The sequence below is a fragment of the Actinoplanes couchii genome (assembly GCF_016862075.1).
Taxonomy (GTDB): Bacteria; Actinomycetota; Actinomycetes; order Mycobacteriales; family Micromonosporaceae; genus Actinoplanes; species Actinoplanes couchii.
Map to the genome: position 1 here is coordinate 59033 of NZ_BOMG01000078.1, position 17043 is coordinate 76075.

At 69.0% G+C, this 17043-nt stretch carries 14 protein-coding genes and 1 riboswitch; of the genes, 8 read left to right on the forward strand and 6 right to left on the reverse strand.

The features are described from left to right. Positions 1-25: 25 nt before the first annotated feature. Positions 26-1072, forward strand: a complete 1047-nt coding sequence (locus tag Aco03nite_RS31570; RefSeq protein WP_203801355.1) for a LacI family DNA-binding transcriptional regulator — start codon at positions 26-28, stop codon at positions 1070-1072. Here the strand turns inward: Aco03nite_RS31570 and Aco03nite_RS31575 are convergent. The 4 genes from Aco03nite_RS31575 to Aco03nite_RS31590 form a co-directional block, all read right to left on the reverse strand. Beyond that, on the reverse strand, positions 1016-2125 hold the full coding sequence (locus tag Aco03nite_RS31575) for a hypothetical protein (RefSeq protein WP_203801356.1): 1110 nt from the start codon (positions 2123-2125) through the stop codon (positions 1016-1018). The genes Aco03nite_RS31570 and Aco03nite_RS31575 overlap by 57 nt on opposite strands. A 144-nt stretch (positions 2126-2269) precedes the next feature. Beyond that, complete coding sequence (locus Aco03nite_RS31580) at positions 2270-3901, reverse strand: extracellular solute-binding protein (RefSeq protein ID WP_203801411.1); 1632 nt, start codon at positions 3899-3901, stop codon at positions 2270-2272. A 41-nt stretch (positions 3902-3942) separates the two neighbouring features. Next, positions 3943-4821: a carbohydrate ABC transporter permease gene (locus Aco03nite_RS31585; RefSeq protein ID WP_203801357.1), complete on the reverse strand. Its 879-nt coding sequence runs from the start codon at positions 4819-4821 to the stop codon at positions 3943-3945. After that, a complete protein-coding gene (locus Aco03nite_RS31590; protein WP_203801358.1) occupies positions 4818-5771 on the reverse strand; it encodes an ABC transporter permease in 954 nt (317 codons plus the stop codon). The genes Aco03nite_RS31585 and Aco03nite_RS31590 overlap by 4 nt, the downstream gene beginning before the upstream one ends. 261 nt (positions 5772-6032) lie before the next feature. On the opposite strand from Aco03nite_RS31590, the gene Aco03nite_RS31595 reads away from it, so the two are divergent. The 5 genes from Aco03nite_RS31595 to Aco03nite_RS31615 all read left to right on the forward strand — a co-directional run bounded on the left by Aco03nite_RS31595 (position 6033) and on the right by Aco03nite_RS31615 (position 13502). Next, entirely contained in the window at positions 6033-7061 is a 1029-nt protein-coding gene (locus Aco03nite_RS31595) for a hydroxyacid dehydrogenase (protein ID WP_373872647.1), read from the forward strand. Between the two features lie 548 nt (positions 7062-7609). Beyond that, on the forward strand, positions 7610-8449 hold the full coding sequence (locus tag Aco03nite_RS31600) for an alpha/beta hydrolase (protein WP_307837662.1): 840 nt from the start codon (positions 7610-7612) through the stop codon (positions 8447-8449). A gap of 392 nt (positions 8450-8841) precedes the next feature. Further along, entirely contained in the window at positions 8842-9387 is a 546-nt protein-coding gene (locus Aco03nite_RS31605) for a hypothetical protein (protein WP_203801364.1), read from the forward strand. A gap of 373 nt (positions 9388-9760) precedes the next feature. Beyond that, positions 9761-10510, forward strand: coding sequence for an SDR family oxidoreductase (locus Aco03nite_RS31610; RefSeq protein ID WP_239145603.1), 750 nt, complete (start codon positions 9761-9763; stop codon positions 10508-10510). 73 nt (positions 10511-10583) lie between these two features. Next, positions 10584-13502, forward strand: coding sequence for a beta-galactosidase (locus tag Aco03nite_RS31615; RefSeq protein ID WP_203801369.1), 2919 nt, complete (start codon positions 10584-10586; stop codon positions 13500-13502). A 7-nt stretch (positions 13503-13509) separates the two neighbouring features. Here Aco03nite_RS31615 and Aco03nite_RS31620 read toward each other — a convergent pair whose 3' ends face one another. Together Aco03nite_RS31620 and Aco03nite_RS31625 are read right to left on the reverse strand one after the other, a co-directional pair. Beyond that, positions 13510-14556, reverse strand: a complete 1047-nt coding sequence (locus Aco03nite_RS31620; RefSeq protein ID WP_203801370.1) for a hypothetical protein — start codon at positions 14554-14556, stop codon at positions 13510-13512. Positions 14557-14579: 23 nt separating this feature from the next. After that, the gene (locus Aco03nite_RS31625) at positions 14580-15107 is read right to left on the reverse strand and encodes a GNAT family N-acetyltransferase (protein ID WP_203801371.1); all 528 of its coding nucleotides are present in this window, start codon (positions 15105-15107) and stop codon (positions 14580-14582) included. A gap of 115 nt (positions 15108-15222) precedes the next feature. On the opposite strand from Aco03nite_RS31625, the gene Aco03nite_RS31630 reads away from it, so the two are divergent. Beyond that, on the forward strand, positions 15223-16146 hold the full coding sequence (locus Aco03nite_RS31630; protein ID WP_203801372.1) for a CPBP family intramembrane glutamic endopeptidase: 924 nt from the start codon (positions 15223-15225) through the stop codon (positions 16144-16146). Between the two features lie 168 nt (positions 16147-16314). Further along, a riboswitch (cyclic di-AMP (ydaO/yuaA leader) is annotated at positions 16315-16477 on the forward strand. Positions 16478-16483: 6 nt separating this feature from the next. Beyond that, positions 16484-17038, forward strand: a complete 555-nt coding sequence (locus tag Aco03nite_RS31635; protein WP_203801373.1) for a LysM peptidoglycan-binding domain-containing protein — start codon at positions 16484-16486, stop codon at positions 17036-17038. Positions 17039-17043 lie beyond the last annotated feature (5 nt).

Below are 17043 nucleotides of genomic sequence, written 5' to 3' on the forward strand. Positions count from 1 at the left end.
CCGACCGTCCGATCGGAGATCCGTCATGTCACAGGCCCCCCGCAGGGTCACCATCCGCGACGTAGCGGCCCGGGCCGGCGTGTCGATAGCCACCGTCTCCCGCGTGCTCGGTGGCACCTATCCACCGGCGCCGGCCACCCGCAGCAAGGTGATGAAGGCGGTCCGCGAGCTGGACTACGTGGCGAACCCGCACGCGCGGGCCCTGTCCGGCGCCACCAGCAAGACCATCGCGATAGTGCTGAACTCGGTCATCTCCCCCTATTACGCGCACGTGGCGCAGGGTGTGCAGGCGGAGGCGGCCCGCCACGACCGGCTCTGCCTGATCGGCATCACCGGCGGCGACGCGGCCCGCGAGCTGGCCACCGTGCGGCTGATGCGGGAGGAGGGCGCGGACGCGGTGATCCTGGTCGGCAACGTGGTCGACGACGACGGTTACAAGACCCGGATGGCGGAGTACGCGTCGGCGCTGGCCGCCGCCGGTTCGCAGCTGGTGTTGTGCGGCCGCCCGTCGCTGGGCCCGGACGTCCCGTCGGTGAACGTCGAGTTCGACAACACCGGCGGCGCCCGCGCGGCCACCAGCCACCTGCTGTCCGCCGGTCACCAGCGCATTCTCTACCTGGGCCATCGGGTCGGTTACACCACGTCGGAGGGCCGGATCGCCGGTTACCGCGAGGCTCTCGCGGCGTTCGGGGTGGAGCACGATCCGGGCCTGGAGGTGCAGGGCACCTGGGAACGCGCCGAGGGCTACCGCCTGATCAAGAAGCGGCTGCAGTCCGGCCCGCCCGACTTCACCGCCGTCTTCGCCGCGAACGACCAGGTCGCGGCGGGTGCGCTGAAGGCGCTGCGGGAGTCGGGGCTGCGGGTTCCGGACGACATCTCGATGATCGGGTACGACGATCTGCCGCCGGCCGAGGACATCGGGCTGACGACGGTGCACGTGCCCCACGAGGAGCTGGGCCGGACCGCCGCCCGGATGGTCCTGGAACGGGAGAGTGCCGGTGCCGGGCACGTCATGCTAGGCACGCACATCGTCGTCCGCGACTCGGTCCGCCCGCTGGCGCGCCCGCGCTGACCTGCGGATAGCCGGGATCCACGGCCCGAACCCGATCAGCAGCAGCACCGCCAGCAGGGGTGTCCGCCACCAGCCGGAGAGCACCGGCTCGGGGCCGTCGCCGCCGGCCGGGATGGCCGTTTTCGACCAGGCGAGGAAGGCGTCACCGATCGGGACCAGACCGAACGCGTATCGCTTGGTGTCGAATCCGGAGACCGGGAGCCCGGCGAACTCGCCGAAGTTCGCCAGCGCCCCGGCCAGCGACGTGTCGCCCTGGGCCTGGGCGGCGCCGAGCGCGACGACGGTGGTGGACAGGCTGATGCCGTGGATCAGCGGCCCGGAGTCGACGTCGCCCTCACCGTCGGCGCCGTGCGGGTACTCGCGGATCGCCGGGCCCAGCCAGAACGGCCGGTCCAGGAACTTCTCGCGGAACGTCAGGTACTGCTCGCGGGCGAACACCGGGTCGATCTCCGGCAGGAACCGCTGGATGATCGCCTGCGAGGTGCCGCGCGACCCGTCGACCATCGCGCCGGTGGCGGCGTCCACGAAGTGCGGGAGCAGCCCGGTCGCCGGGTCGAGCAGACTCTGCGAGCGCTGCACCCAGCGGGCCACGGTCGGCGCGAACTTCGATCCGCCGGTCACCGTGTCGGCGAGTTTCAGCGACGAGATCGCCACGGCCGAGTCACACGGCCAGGCCTGCCCCGGGTAGGCGGTCAGGAACGGGGTCGGCGACGCGTCGAACGCCGCCGCCAGGATCGCCGAGTCGGCCAGCAACTTGGTGCGCTGGCCCGGATCGTCGCGCAGGGTGAGCAGGCCGGCGCGCAACCGGTTGGTCCAGCCGGCGTAGAAGACACCGAACGCCGGGACGGCCGACGGATCGAACGGCGCCTGCGCCTCCGGCGACTCCAGCCGGGACAGCGCCCACGCGGCCTCGTCGGCGGCCCGCTCCGGCTCGACGCCACGATTGCCGAGATCGACCCAGGTCAGGCCATAGAGTACGTTGAGGAAGTAGTAGCCCTCGGGAAACAACGACTGCGCGTCGACATCCGCCCCCGATTCGATTCTCTCCTTCAAAAACGCGAGTTGCTGTCGTACGCCAGGCGGCTCTTGATCCTGATCTGTCGCGGTCGCCGGGGCGAGCAATCGGAACGCCCCGGCGAGCGCGATCAATGTCAAGATCGAGGAAAGGACCCTGCGGAGTACGAGCACCGGCCCAACTTAGGCGGCCTGGTGCTCTTTCGCGAATTCTTCAGCCAGCTGATCGCCTCCGGACGACTTCCAACGGCTGACGGTGTCCTTCCACGACGACACCGGTTCCCGGCCGAAGGTGATCGCCGCGATGCCGTCGCCGAGGATCTGATCGAGCTGGGCGCCCTTGGCCGAGTTGGTCGCCGACTGGAGCCCGGTCGCCGGGTTGGCGACGCTGTTCGGCATCACCGCCTTCTCCCACTCGTGGGCGGCCTTCGCCACGTCCGGGTAACCGGGCAGATGCAGCACGGTCGGCGCGGTGCCGATGTAGCGGATCGGCAGGATCGAGCTGTTCTCCGTCTTGTACAGATCAGCGGTGGTGATGACGCCGTCGGCCTTGGTGAAGTGCTTGCCCTCGATCCCGTAGTTGATCAGCTCGTACTCCGTCGTGCCGAACGGCGAGCTGAGGTGGTTGACGATCCGGAGCAGCATCTTGATCCGCTCCGGCGACGCCTTCTTGAACGCGGCGAACCCGAAGTTGCCGCCGCCGCGCCACGGGGTCGCCTGCGCGGTGTACGGCCGGGCCAGCTCCAGCGCGAACTTACCGCCGATCTTCTGCAGGTTCGGCAGGGCCAGCGCGCCGAACCCGTTGGGCAGGCTGGCGACCGTCTGGTTGTAGAAGTTGTTCTGCATGTCGGTGGAGCTGGCGGTCAGACTGTCCGGGTAGTGGGTGGCCGCGCTGGTCAGCTCGCGCATCACGGTCAGCGCCTGCTCGAACTGCGGCGTGGTGACGGTGTGCGTGAACGCGCCGCCCTGCAACGACCACCCGTTCGGCGCGCCGTTCGCCCCGGCGTGGTACGTGATCCCGCCCAGCCCGGTGAACAGCGTCTTGTACCAGCCGGTGCCCCAACGACGGGCCGAGCTGAGGTCGCGCATCGCGGACAGGAACTGGTCGTGGTTCCAGTCGACCGGCGCCTTCACCTCGTTCAGACGGGTGCGGTTGACGAACAGGCTGTTCGCCGGCAATGGGCGCTCCAGCGGCACGCCGTAGATCCGGCCGCCGATCCGTCCCATGCTCTGCCAGGCATACGTCGGGATGTTTGCGATGCCCGGGTACTCCTTGACCGCGTCCCCGCCGATCAGGTCGGACAGGTCGGCGAAGCCCTGCTGGATGAACTCGGCCCGGCGCGGCAGGTTCAGGTTGTTGAACATCACGATGTCCGGCAGATCGCCGCTGCTGGCCATCAGCGTCGTCATCTTCTGCGCGTACTCGGGGTCGGGGACCACGACCACGTTCAGCTTGATGTTGAGCGCCTTGTTGATCTCCTGCCAGAAACTGTTCTGTTCCAGCGGTTTCGGCGGCGCCTCGTAGGTGATGACCATCGCGGTCACCTCGGAGCCGTCACCGGGCGACTCGGCCACCGCCTGCTTCAGCTCGGCCGGGTAGTTCAGGTACAGCGGCTGGACACCGACGGTGTCGTCGCCGGGCGCGTCCGGCTGCGGGCCGGCGAACGGGACGTAGGTGGGCCAGGGGACCAGATCCTTGCCGGCGTTGCCGACGTTGCCGGTGCCCGGGCCGCCTCCGCTGCACGCGCCCAGGGCCGGGACGGTCGCGGCGGCGCCCGCTGCGCCGGCGATCTTGATCAATGAACGACGCTTCATATGTCGACGACCTCTTTCAGGCTTTGAGGGCTCCGGCTCTTTCAGGCTTTGAGGGCTCCGGTGAGCACGCCCTTCACGAAATAGCGCTGCAGGAACGGATAGACGATGACGATCGGAAGCGTGGCCAGTACGACGACGGCCATCTGCACCGACTGGGGCGACGCGGTGCCCGCCTCACCGAACTCGGCCAGGGCCGCACCGCCGGTCACGTACTGGCGAAGGACCGTACCGATGGGCCATTTGGTCTGGTCGTTGAAGTAGATGATCGCCTCGAAGAAACGGTTCCAGTAGGCGACCGCGTAGAACAGGCCGACCACCGCCATGACCGCTTTGGACAGCGGCAGCACGATCCGGCGCAGCATCGCCCACTCACCGGCGCCGTCCAGCCGGGCCGCCTCGAACAGCTCCTCCGGGATCGACTGGAAGAAGCCGCGCATCACCACCAGGTTGAACACATTGATCAAGAACGGCAGGATCAGCGCGGCGTACGAGTCGAACAGGCCGGTCTCGTGGACGACCAGGAACAGCGGCACCATCCCCGGCGGGAACAGGAACGTGAACAGGACCAGCAACAGCAGCGGTTTCCCGCCGTACAGCCGGGGCCGGGACAGGGCATAGGCCAGGCCGATCGTGCAGACCAGGCTCAACGCCGTGCCGACCACGGTGATGCCGCCGCTGACCAGCAGCGCCCGGCTGACGATGCCACCGGCCAGGATCTCCGAGTAAGCCTCGAACGACAGCCGCTCCGGCCAGATCACCCAGCCGCCGTTGTCGATCACCTGCTGCGGGTCGGCCAGGCTCGTCGCCACCACCGCCCACAACGGGAACAGCACCAGCGCGACGATGAACGCCAGCGCCACACCCTTGACGATCCGGACCCCGAGTGTGGGCCGGCCCTGCCAGGCGGGGTATCCACTCATGACTTGTAGACCCCCTGCTCGCCGAGACGGTGCGCGACCTTGTTGGCCGAATAGATGAGAGCGACCCCGATCACGCCCTTGAACAGGCCGACCGCCGCCGCGTAACCGAAGTCGCCGGACGCGAAGCCGGTGTAGTAGACGAACGTGTCCAGCACCTCGCCCGCCTCGGCGCCGACCGACTGCCGTTGCAGGAAGAACTGTTCGAACCCGATCGACAGGAACTCACCCAGCCGCAGCACCAGCAGCAGGATGATGATCGGGCGGATGGCCGGCAGCGTGACGTGCCACAACCGCCGCCACCAGGACGCGCCGTCGATCGCGGCGGCCTCGTACATCTGCTCGTCCACGTTGGCCAGCGCGGCCAGGAAGATGATCGTGGCCCAGCCGCACTCCTTCCAGATCACCTGCGCGACGACAAGCGGTTTGTAGAGATCCGGGTTGCCGATCACCTGGATGCCGCCGACACCGAGATCGGCCAGCCAGCCGTTCACCACCCCGGCGCCGCCGAGCATGTGCTGGAACAGCGCCACCACGATCACCCAGGACAGGAAGTGCGGCAGGTAGACGACGCTCTGCACGAACTTGCGGACCGTGCCGCCGACGATGCTGTGCAGCAACAACGCCAGCGCGAGCGGGGCCGGGAAGAAGAAGACCAACTGCAGGATCGCGATGAGTACGGTGTTGCCGACCGCGCTCCAGAACAGCGGATCGGTGAACATCCGCTCGAAGTGGGCGAACCCCACCCAGGCGCTGCCCCGCACCCCGAGGAACGGGATCCAGTCCTGGAAGGCGAGGACGTTGCCGAACAGTGCTCCGTAGTGGAAGACCAGGAAGTACAGCAGTCCCGGGAGCAGGAGCAGATAGAGCGTCCGGTTGACGTGCCGGCGTTTCGCCGGTTTCGGTGGCCCGGTCTGCGCGGTGGCTTCCGGCGGAGCCTGCGTCATCACCATCCGGCGTCACCTTTCGTGATCGTAACCTCGCGGTAACAAGGTGGTGCCGACGATAAAACGCTTTCAATCGACGGTCAAGAGTGTCGGCGCGCTTGCATCGTCGTACCTGGGAAGTTGGGGTGGGTTGTGCTAGAAAACGTTTAAACATCTGGAGGTGCCACCGTGCCCCAACGACCCGTAGCGGTCTTCGCTCTCTCCGCCCGGGCACGCCGGGAAGCGTTCCCCGCCCCCGTCCTGGCCCGTCTCCACCACCTGGTCCACCTGCAACCGGACGCATCCGCCCCCCACCAGGCTCTTCCTCAGCCTTCCCCTACTCAGCCTTCTGCTTCTCAGCCCTCCGTTTCTCAGCCTTCTGCGCGGGGGCACGGTCAACCACCTTCCCGTTCTCTCGTCCAGGCTCACGCCGCGCCCGCCGCTGAGCCGTTCGCCCAAGCTCACGCCCAAGCTCTCGCTCGGGCCGAGGTGCTGATCACGGGGTGGGGAGCGCCTCGCATCGATGCCGCGTTTCTTGATGCCGCGCCCGGGCTGCGGATCGTCGTGCACGCCGCCGGGACGGTGAAACGCCTGATCGATCCGGTCGTCTTCGAGCGCGGCATCGTCGTCACGTCGGCCGCGCAGGCCAACGCGCTGCCGGTCGCCGAGTACACGATGGCCGCCCTGTTCCTCGGCGCCAAGCAGACCTTCCGGCGTTCCCGCGCCTACACCGGAGGCGGTTTCCCGCCCGGCGGCGGCCCGGGCCTGCTCGGCTCGACGGTCGGCATCATCGGCGCGTCCCGGGTCGGCCGGCTGGTCCTGGAACGTCTGCATCATCTTGACGTCAACGTGTTGCTGGCCGATCCATACGTCAACATGGACGAGGCGAACGCCCTCGGCGCCGTGCTGACCGATGTCGACGACCTCTGCGCCCGCAGCGACCTGATCAGCCTGCACGCCCCGGCCCTACCCGAGACCCACCACCTGATCGACGCCCGGCGTCTGGCCCTGATGCCACCCGGAGCGGTCCTGATCAACACCGCCCGGGGTTCCCTGGTGGACACCGAAGCCCTGGTGGAGGCCTGCACCGCCGGCCGGATCACCGCACTGCTGGACGTGACCGATCCGGAGCCGCTGCCCACCGGCCACCCACTGCTGACCCTCGACAACGTCTTCCTGACGCCACACCTGGCCGGAGCCGAGGGCCGAGAGGTGCAGAGACTGGGAGAATTCGCCACCGCCGAGATAGCCCGCTTCCTACGAGGCGACCCCCTACAGGGCCAAATCCACCTGGACCACTTGGCCCGAATCGCATGACCCCCACCGAACACCCAGCCCCGCCCTCCACCGGCCGTCCGGGCCTCGCGTCCGCCGAGCACCCGCCTTCACCGGCTGCCGTGCATCCAGCCTCGCCCGCCGCCGAGCACCCAGCCTTGTCCTCCACCGGCCGTCCAGGCCTTGTGTCCGCCGAGTGCCCGCCTTCACTGGCTGCCGTGCATCCAGCCTCGCCCGCCGCCGAGCACCCAACCCCGCCCTCCACCGGCCGTCCAGGCCTTGCATCCGCCGAGTGCCCGCCCATACCGGCCGCCGATTATTCGGCCCCGGCCCTCGCTGAAGGCCCCGCCTCACCCGCCGCCGAGCACCCACCGTCACCCTTCTCCAGACGCCCGCCCTCGCTCGCCGCTGAACGTCCCGCCTCCTCCGCCGCTGAACGGTGTGGCCTGGGCGTTGTTGGTTCTGCGGGCGGTGGGGTTCGGGAGTTGCTTGATGACGAGCTGGCCTTGGCCATGGATCCCGGGCCTCGCCTGCCGCTCGGTGCGGGTGGTCTTGCTGCCATGCGTGGTCCTGCCATGCGTGGTCCTGCCATGCGGGGTCCTGCCGGGGGTGGTGCCGCCGGGGGTGGTGGGGCGGTTACTGGTCTGCCGGTTGAGGTGTGTCGTGATCTGCGGAAACTTGTGGTTCGGCCGGCTGGGAGCGGTGGGCGGCGGCTGCCGGGACTGTTGTGGATCCATGGGGGCGGATATGTCGGCGGGCTGCCGGAGCACGGGCAGGACTTCCTCGAGGAGATGGCGCACCGGCTCGGCGCGGTGATCGTGTCGCCCGACTACCGGCTCGCCCCGGAGAACCCCTATCCGGCGGCGCTGAACGACTGCCGTGACGTACTTGACTGGATGCATCGACATGTTGACGATGTTGATTCCAGTCAACTGTTGATCGGTGGCAACAGTGCCGGAGCCGGTCTCGCCGCCGCCCTCGCGTTGATCAACCGAGATCAGGACCACGTTCCCGTACTCGGGCAGATGTTGATCTATCCCATGCTCGACGACCGGACCGTGCTGCGACCCGCCGACCCGTGGACCGGCCGTTACGTCTGGACGCCGGAGCAGAACGCCTTCGGCTGGCGGTCGGTGCTCGGCCCGGACTGGCCCCCCGGCGATCCGGCGATCCCCGCCTACGCGGCGCCGGCCCGGGCCACCGACCTGTCCGGTCTGCCGCGGGCGTTCGTGGCCACCGGAACACTCGACCTGTTCCTGGACGAGAACGTCGACTACGCCCGGCGGCTGATGCGAGCCGGCGTCCCGACCGGCCTGCACGTGGAGCCCGGCGCGGTACACGGCTACCTGGGAATGCCCGGAACCCGCCTCGGCCGCAAACTCCGCCGAACCGTCACCGACACCATGGCCGAGTGGCTCTCCGGTAGGTGAACGGTCGCCGGCACCAGGACCGAGTGGCTCTCCGGTAGGTGAACGGTCGCCGGCACCATGGCCGAGTGGCTCTCCGGCAGGTAAACGGTCGCCGGCGCCATGGCCGAGTGGCTCTCCGAAAGGTGAACGTTCACCGTCTCCATGGTCGAGTGGCTCTCCGAAAGGTGAACGGGATGCGGGGTCCAGGAGACCCTGCTGGGCTGTCCGGGTCGCACCGAGGCGGGTCGCTTCGCCCGGCGTACCTTCAGCGACGACGCCCGCGAGCCGGAGAGCCGACCCACCAGTGCGGGAGCCGGCCTGCCGCCTCGACCGGGACGGCAAGCTCGACCGGTGTTCATCCGCCTCGCCGAACTCGATGCCCGGCCGCCGCACCTCTTGCGCACAATGGAGGGATGAGCGAGGGCATCATTCTGTACGGGGATCAGGTGGAGGCCGTGGCCGAGGCGCTCCGGGAACTGAACCCCAGGTACGGGACGGACGTGCCGGTCCGGTGCTGCGAGGACGGGGCGGAGGCGGACGCCGTCCGGGAGGCGGAACCCGGCATCGACTGGTCGGTGGTCGAGATGTACCGGCCGGGTGTCGACCGGGCGAAGGCCACCGGCGACGGGCTCTGGTTGAACACGTCCCTGGTGACACCGGACCGGGCGGCCCGAGCGATCGAGAAGCCCGATCTGACGGCCTGGTACGAGATCGAGAACCCGACCCGGGTGGTCAGCGTGGACGGCGGGCCGCCCGCGGACGACTACAGCAATCTCACGATCGTCGTCCCGGAGGACCAGCGGCAGATCGTGCACGCGGTCCCGGAGGGCGGGACGAGACCGCCGTGCGTCTCGCCCGACGCGGACATGGTGATGCCTACGGGTGACCTGTGGGTATTGGTGCAGGCCCGCCAGCCGGACCGGATCCTGTGCCCGGAGTGCACAGCCCGCCACCCTTGACGGGGAACCGTCAGGCGCGGGAAATACGCGGATCATCGAGCCCGAACCCTCTACTGTGCCCAGGCAGGGCGAAGGCCGGGGAAGGGGAACCTGCCGGAAGGGCAGGCCCACCTGAGGACAGGCAACCTGTCGGGAGGGCAGGCCTGCCTGCGGACGGGAAACCTGCCGGCAAAGGAAGGCCCGTCTGCGGACGGGAAGCCCGCCGGGAAAGGGCGACGGGAGGCCCGCCGGGAAAGGGCGGACGAGAGGCCCGCCGGGAAAGGGCAGGCGGGAAGCTTGCCGGGAAAGGGCAGGCGGGAAGCCTACCGGGAAAGGGAAGTCCGGCCAGCAGAGAGAGGCCGGAAAGCGGCAAGCGATGAACGGGGACCAAGACGTGACGAACAACAGACCGGTGGCACTGGTGACCGGTGTGGGGCGGACCGTGGGGATCGGGGCCGGTATCGCGGCTCGGCTGGCCGCCTCCGGGTGGGATGTGGCGATCACCTACTGGGGTGGTTATGACGAGCGGATGACCTGGGGACCGGACACCGGCGCGCCCGAGGCGATCGTGAAGTCGTTCGCGGGGCGTGGGCTGGCGGTCGAGGCGGACCTCACCGATCCGGCGGCACCGGCGGCGATCTTCGATCAGGTGGAGGAACGGCTCGGGCCGGTCACCGCGCTGGTCATGAGCCACGCCGAATCGGTCGACTCGGGGCTGTTCGACACCGGCGTGGAGAGTTTCGACAGGCATTTCGCGGTCAACGCCCGCGCCTCCTGGCTGTTGATCCGGGAGCACGGGCTACGGTTCAAGGGCGCCCACGGCACCGGCCGGGTCATCGCCCTGACCAGTGATCACACGGTGGGGAACCTGCCCTATGGGGCGAGCAAGGGCGCCCTGGACCGGATCACCAGAGCGGCCGCTCACGAGCTGGCCCACCTCGGCATCACCTCCAACGTGATCAATCCCGGTCCGATCGACACCGGCTGGATGACCGACCAGGTCCGGGACGACTGCCTGGCGGCGACGCCTCTGCAGCGGCTCGGCACACCACAGGACACCGCGAACCTGGTCGAGTTCCTCTGCTCCGAGAAGGGGCAGTGGATCAATGGGCAGCTGCTGATGAGCAACGGCGGATTCGCCTGAGGAAAGCGCTTGCCCGCCCCGACAACCCCTGTCTAGGGTGGCTTAATACGTTTCATTAGGCGAGGTGCGGATTATGCATTCCGATCTTGAGGTGACCGGTCCGCACGGAGCGATCCCGGTCCGTGTCTTCGAGCCCGAGCGAGAGCCGGGCGCACAGCCGGGCGCAGGACCCGGGAAAGAAGCCGGGAAGGAACCCGGAGCGGTCCTCGTCTGGGCCCACGGCGGCGGCTTCCGGCACGGCGCCCTCGGCATGCCCGAATCGGATCATGTCGGCGCCGAGCTGGCCCGCCGGGCGAACGCGATCGTCTTCTCGGTCGGCTACCGCCTGGCCGTCGACGGCGTGCGCTACCCGATCCCGATCGACGACGTGCACGCCGTCTGGGAGTGGGTCACCGCCCGCGACGACCTGCCGTCCCGCAAGGCGATCGGCGGCGCGAGCGCAGGCGCGGCCCTGGCCCTGGCCAGCGCACTGAGGTCCCGGGACGAAACCGAGGCCCGAAAAGAATGCAAGGCCCGGGACGAGAGCAAGGCCGAGGACGAAAGCGAGGCCCGGGACGAGAGCAAGGCCGAGGACGAAAGCGAGGCCCGGGAAGGAAGCGAGGCCCGGGAAGAAGGCGGGGCCGAGGAAGGAAGCGGGGCCCGGGGAGGAAGGATCCCGGATCTGATCCTCCTGGCCTACCCGTTCGCGCACTTCCCGGTGCCGACTCTGGGGCTGGGGCGCCACCAGGAGGAGATCGAGGACATGGTCCGCAACTACGTGGGCCGGATCAGCGACCTCCCGCCGGACGCCCTGCCCGGCGCGGCCCGCCTCGACGGCCTCCCTCCGGTGCACATCGTCCTCTCCGAGCACGACGACCTGCGCCCCTCCGGTGAGCTGCTGGAACGACAGCTGCGCGAGGTCGGTGTCGAGGTCGAGTCGCTGCTGGCCCGCGGTTCGACACACGGCCACTTCAACCGGCCGCTGGAGGAGCCCGAGCCGGTCGACGTCTCGCTGGGGTTCTTCGCGAGCGCGTTACGCGTACCGCAGCAGGCTCCGAAGTGGTTGAAGAAGGCCGATGCGGAGCCGCGGATCGAATTCGGCGCCGACTACAACCCCGAGCAGTGGCCGCGCGAGGTGTGGGCGGAGGATGTGCGGGCCATGCGTGAGGCCGGCGTCACCGTCGTCTCGCTGGGGATCTTCTCGTGGGTGCGGCTGGAACCCGACGAGGGCCGGTACGACTTCGGCTGGCTCGACGACATCATCGAGCTGCTGCACGCCAACGGCATCCTGGTCGACCTGGCTACTCCGACCGCGTCGCCGCCACCGTGGCTGACCACGAAGCATCCGGAGATCCTGCCGGTCGACGTGGACGGCCGCACGGTGTGGCCGGGCGCGCGCCAGCATTGGCGGCCCACGTCGCCGGTCTTCCGCGATCACGCGCTGCGACTGGTCCGCAAGATCGCCACCAGGTACCAGGGGCATCCGGCCGTCACCGCCTGGCACGTCAACAACGAGCTGGGCTGCCACAACGTCCACGACTACTCCGACGACGCGGCGCGCGCGTTCCGGATCTGGCTGCGGAAGCGGTACCGCGATCTGGACACCTTGAACAGCGCGTGGGGGACCGCGTTCTGGTCGCAGAACTACAGCGACTGGGACCAGCTCCTGCCGCCGCGGTTCGCCAACGGGCCGGTCAACCCGACCCAGCAGCTCGACTTCCAGCGGTTCTCGTCGGACGCGCTGAAGGACTACTACCTGGCCGAGCGCCGGATTCTGCGGGAACTCACCCCGGACGTCCCGGTGACCACGAATTTCATGGTCGCCGGGGACATCAACGGGATGAACTACCCGGACTGGGCGGCCGAGGTCGACTTCGTCGCCAATGATCACTACACCCGGCCCGGCCCGCAGTCCCGTGACGAGCTGTCGTTCTCGGCCAACCTGACCGGCAACCTGATCGCCGGGCGGCCCTGGTTCCTGATGGAGCACTCGACGAGCGCGGTCAACTGGCAGCCGGTCAACATCCCGAAACTGCCCGGCGAGCTGGAGCGGGATTCGCTCACCCACGTCGCCCACGGTGCCGACGGCGTGTGTTTCTTCCAGTGGCGCGCGTCGAAGGCGGGTGCCGAGAAGTACCACTCGGCGATGCTGCCGCACGCCGGGACCGACAGCGCGCTCTTCCGGGCGGTCACCGATCTCGGCGCGCGGTTGCGGTCACTTTCGGACATCGCCGGGATTGCTCGTACGCCGGCGCAGGTGGCCGTGGTGATCGACTACGAGTCGTGGTGGGCCGCCGAGCTGGATTCGCACCCGACCGACCGGCTGCGCTACCGCCGGGAGGCGCTGGACTGGTACACCGCGCTGCTCGACCGGGGCATCCGCGCCGACGTCGTCCCGATCACCGCCGATCTGAGCGGATATCGCCTGGTCGTGGCCCCGATCCTGCACGTGGTCCCGGTTCCACTGCAAGAGCGGTTGCGGTCGTACGTCGGATCAGGCGGTCACCTGGCCACCACCTACTTCTCCGGCATCGTGGACGAGAACGACCACGCGTGGCTCGGCGGTTACCCGGGCGCGCTGCGGGATCTGCTCGGCATCCGGGTCGAGGAGTTCACCCCGCTGCTCGACGGGGTGACCGCCCCGCTGACCAACGGCACGTCCGGCACCCTGTGGTCGGAGCGTGTCGACGTGACCGACCCGGCCGTCAAGGTCCTCGCCACGTACGACCACGGCGGCCCGGCCGTCACCCGGCGTGCGGTGGGGGAGGGCTCGGCGTCCTACGTCTCCACCCGTCTGGGCCCGGCCGGCCTGGCCCCGGTCCTCGACGACCTCCTGCCCGCGGCGGGTGTCGACAGCGAACTGCCGCCCGAGCTGCGGGGCCGGGTGGAGCTGGCGGTCCGTGGCCGGGCCCGCTTCCTGATCAACCGCACCGATCAGCCGGTCGACCTGTCGTCGCTGCCCGGAGTGCCGGACGACCTCCTGCCGGCCCGCGGCGTGGTGGTCGTCCGGTGATCCGGGATCAGGGGTGCAGCGGTGCCGCCGTCTCGGAGATCTTCAGCGAGGGCACCCGCTTGTAGTGGTGCCGTTCCTTGACCTCCTGGTGGAGCTGGGCGGCGGGCCAGCGCAGCCACTTCTCGTCCGCGGCGGCGATGACCCGGCCGTCGGCATGCCGGACGGTGGAGATCATCAGGTGCTCGTGCATCTGGTCGGAGACCCGTAGGGAGGTGCCGTCGGCCGATCGGTTCACCGTCCGCTGCGAGTCCCAGGCGTTCCAGGTGTCGACGGCGCTCGGGAACCAGATGATCTCCAGGTCGACGACCGCGTCGCTGTCGGTGGTCGTGTACTGGAACTCGGCGGTGTGCTCGCACCCCTGGTACCGGCCCGCGCAGCCCTGCAGATCGGTGGCCGAGACCCGGGTCAGGTCGTCGCCCTGGAGACGCATGGTGACCTCGGGGAAGATGTGCGTCGTCATGATCACCGCGTCGGCGCTGTCGTCGTGGTTGTCGACGTAGGTGAAGATACCGCCCAGCACGAGGGTGGCGAACACCAGCAGCCCCGGAACGATGCCGGATCCGGAGCCGACCACCCGGGCGATGAACATGCCGAGCAGCAGCAACACGCCGCCCACCGCGAGCGTGCCGATTCCCCACAGCATCCCGGAGCTGAGCTCGGTCGAGCCGTCACCGGTCATCCGGGTCCGCGGGTCGGGCGCCAGCAGGAACACGACCGTGAGGGTGGCCGTCCCCAGCACCAGCAGGACGATCCGGCCGCGGATGCCACAGTGCCGGAACGAGAATCCGGCGCCCAGCCCGAACACCAGAGTGAGCATGACCAGCATCCAGCCGACGACGGCCAGGCCGCCGTCGTGGCATCCGGTCACCCAGCAGGCCGCGGCGGCGAGTGCGTCACCGGCGGCCGTGGACGATGACCCCAGACCGAATCCGATCAGGGCCGCCAGGAGCACCCCGCCGAGGCCCGCGAACCACCAGTGCACCGGCTCCCCGGTCCGGACCGGCGGTGGTGCGGGCTCGACACGTCGATTGCGGTTCTTGCGCTTCGTTGCCATCGGGGTCCGATGATACGAAACGATCAACAGTCCCCGGCCGGTCGCTCCCGGATGATCTCGGTGTCGCCGGCCTCGGTGACCCGGCGGGCGGCCTCGGTGAACCCGGCCTTCTCGGCGACCCGGCCGGACGCGAGGTTGCGGACGTCGTGCACGATCGCCACCTTGGTGATGCCGGGAAGTGCCGACACGACCCGGGTCAGCGTGCGCACCGCGGCGGTCGTGTGGCCCCGGCCGGCGAACGGGGTGCGCAGCCAGTAACCGATCTCCATGGTGTCCGGGCCCCGCCGGGTGTGCAGGCCGATGCTGCCGATCAGGTCGCCGATCGTGGTGAAGACCGCGTACTGGAAGTCGGTGCCCTTCTCCCACCGCTGGTCGGAATCGGCCAGGTAGGCGCGGGCGCTCGCCAGCTCGTAGTCGTCGGCCGCCCACGGCAGGAACGGTTTCAGCTCGGGCAGCGACTCCCGGACCGCGGCGGTCAGCTCCTCGGCCCAGGCCAGTTCCCAGCGCTTGAGGACCAGGGCGCCGGCGTTGATCATCTCGGGTGGTTCCATGCCCCGGATTCTGCCGTCCCGGAATGATCCGGCGCACGCCTATACCGCTGGGTAGGGACGAGGATCCGGCCGTGGCCGGATCCGCCGGGCGCCGGTGTTGACGAGACTTCAGGGCATGTTGATGACGACATCGCCCGGAACCCAGTACCACCACCTCGCCCGCACCCCGTCCCACCGGTGGTGGCGGCCGATCCTCGGTACCGTCGTCCTGCTCGTGCTCGGTGCCGTCGTCATGCTCGGCTCCTATCTCGCCTACGTGGCGGTCGCCGCGGCCACCGGTCAGCCGGACGGTCCGGACGGCACGGCCAGTTTCGGCCCGCTCGGCGAACTCGCGATCGGGTTCCTCGCGATCGGCGCCCTGCTGCCGGTGATCATGCTGGTCGCCCGGCTGACCCAGGACCGCCCGGCCGGCAGCCTCTCCTCGATCGAGGGCCGGATCCGCTGGCGGTGGCTGCTGACGTGCCTGCCGGTCGCGGCGGCCGCCATCACGATCTTCCTGGCCGGTGGCGTGGTGCTGTCCGCACTGACGGGAGTCGACGCCGAACTCGACGAGCCGCTCGCCGGATGGGGCCCGTTCCTCACCGCGACGGCGGTCCTGCTCCTGGTGGTGCCGTTCCAGGCGGCGGCCGAGGAGTACATGTGCCGGGGCTGGCTGCTGCAGGCGGTCGGCTCGGTGATGCGCCGCCCGTGGGTGCCGATCGTCTTCCAGGCTCTGGTCTTCGCCGCATTGCACGGCTGGGGTACACCGTTCGGCTTCTTCGACCTCGCCGTTTTCGGCACGATTGCCGGCTGGCTGACGGTGCGGACCGGCGGTCTGGAGGCGGCGATCACCCTGCACGTGATGAACAACCTGTTGAGCAGTGTGATCGCGGCGGCGTTCGGGCAGTTGACGATCGACGAGACCGCGGCGGACATGCCCTGGCAGATGGCCGCGGTGGACTTCCCGGTGCTGCTCGGATTCGCCGCGGTGATCGTGTGGCTGTTCAACCGCCGGGAGGCGAAGAAGCGGAACTACGAGCTGGTCGGAAGCGGCCAGTAATATGCCGTACCTCTCCAAAGAGGAATAACCGGAATATCGTCGCGCCAAGAAGATCAAATCGGGCAAATTCTGTTAAGAACGTCACTATTCACCCCTGTTTTGTTGGAGCCGGGCCCATCGACGTGGTTACCGTCGGCCAGTCCCGCGTTGCGGGCACCGTGATCGGACCGCCGAGTCCTGCCGCCGGTCACGGAACGAAACCTGACGGCAGGAGCGGGGGAACCACTTTTTACGGCGCGTGGAATCTTGCGCCTTGGGGTGAAGCCGTGTGTGTGACACGGCCGGGATTGATCGTCCCGAACCCGACAGCTCACCTCGTAGGCGTGGAGGATCCCCCATGTCTCGGATCGGTAGTAGACGAGTGCGCCTTGCCCTGACCATGGTCACGGCGGGAATCACCGGAGCCGGCATCGTCCTGAGCGGCGCCTCCCCGGCGAGCGCGGCGGCCCGGCAGGTCAACTGGGACGTCGTCGCCAAGTGCGAGTCCGGCGGCCGCTGGAACATCAACACCGGCAACGGGTACTACGGCGGCCTGCAGTTCAGCCGCAGCACGTGGAAGTCCAACGGCGGCGGCAAGTACGCCTCCACCGCCGACAAGGCCAGCAAGGCCGAGCAGATCACCATCGCGAACAAGATCCACGCGAAGCGCGGTCTCAGCCCGTGGCCGACGTGCGGCAAGAAGAAGGGCGTCTACAAGAAGGTCACGGCGAAGAAGCCGTCGGCCTCGAAACCGTCCACCGCCAAGACCTACGTGGTCCGCTCCGGGGACACCCTCGCCTCGATCGCCAAGAAGCACAAGATCAATGGCGGTTGGCGTACGCTCTTCGCATTGAACAAGAGCATTCTCGACAGCCCGAGCCAGATCTTCCCCGGGCAGCGCATCAAGCTCTGACCCCG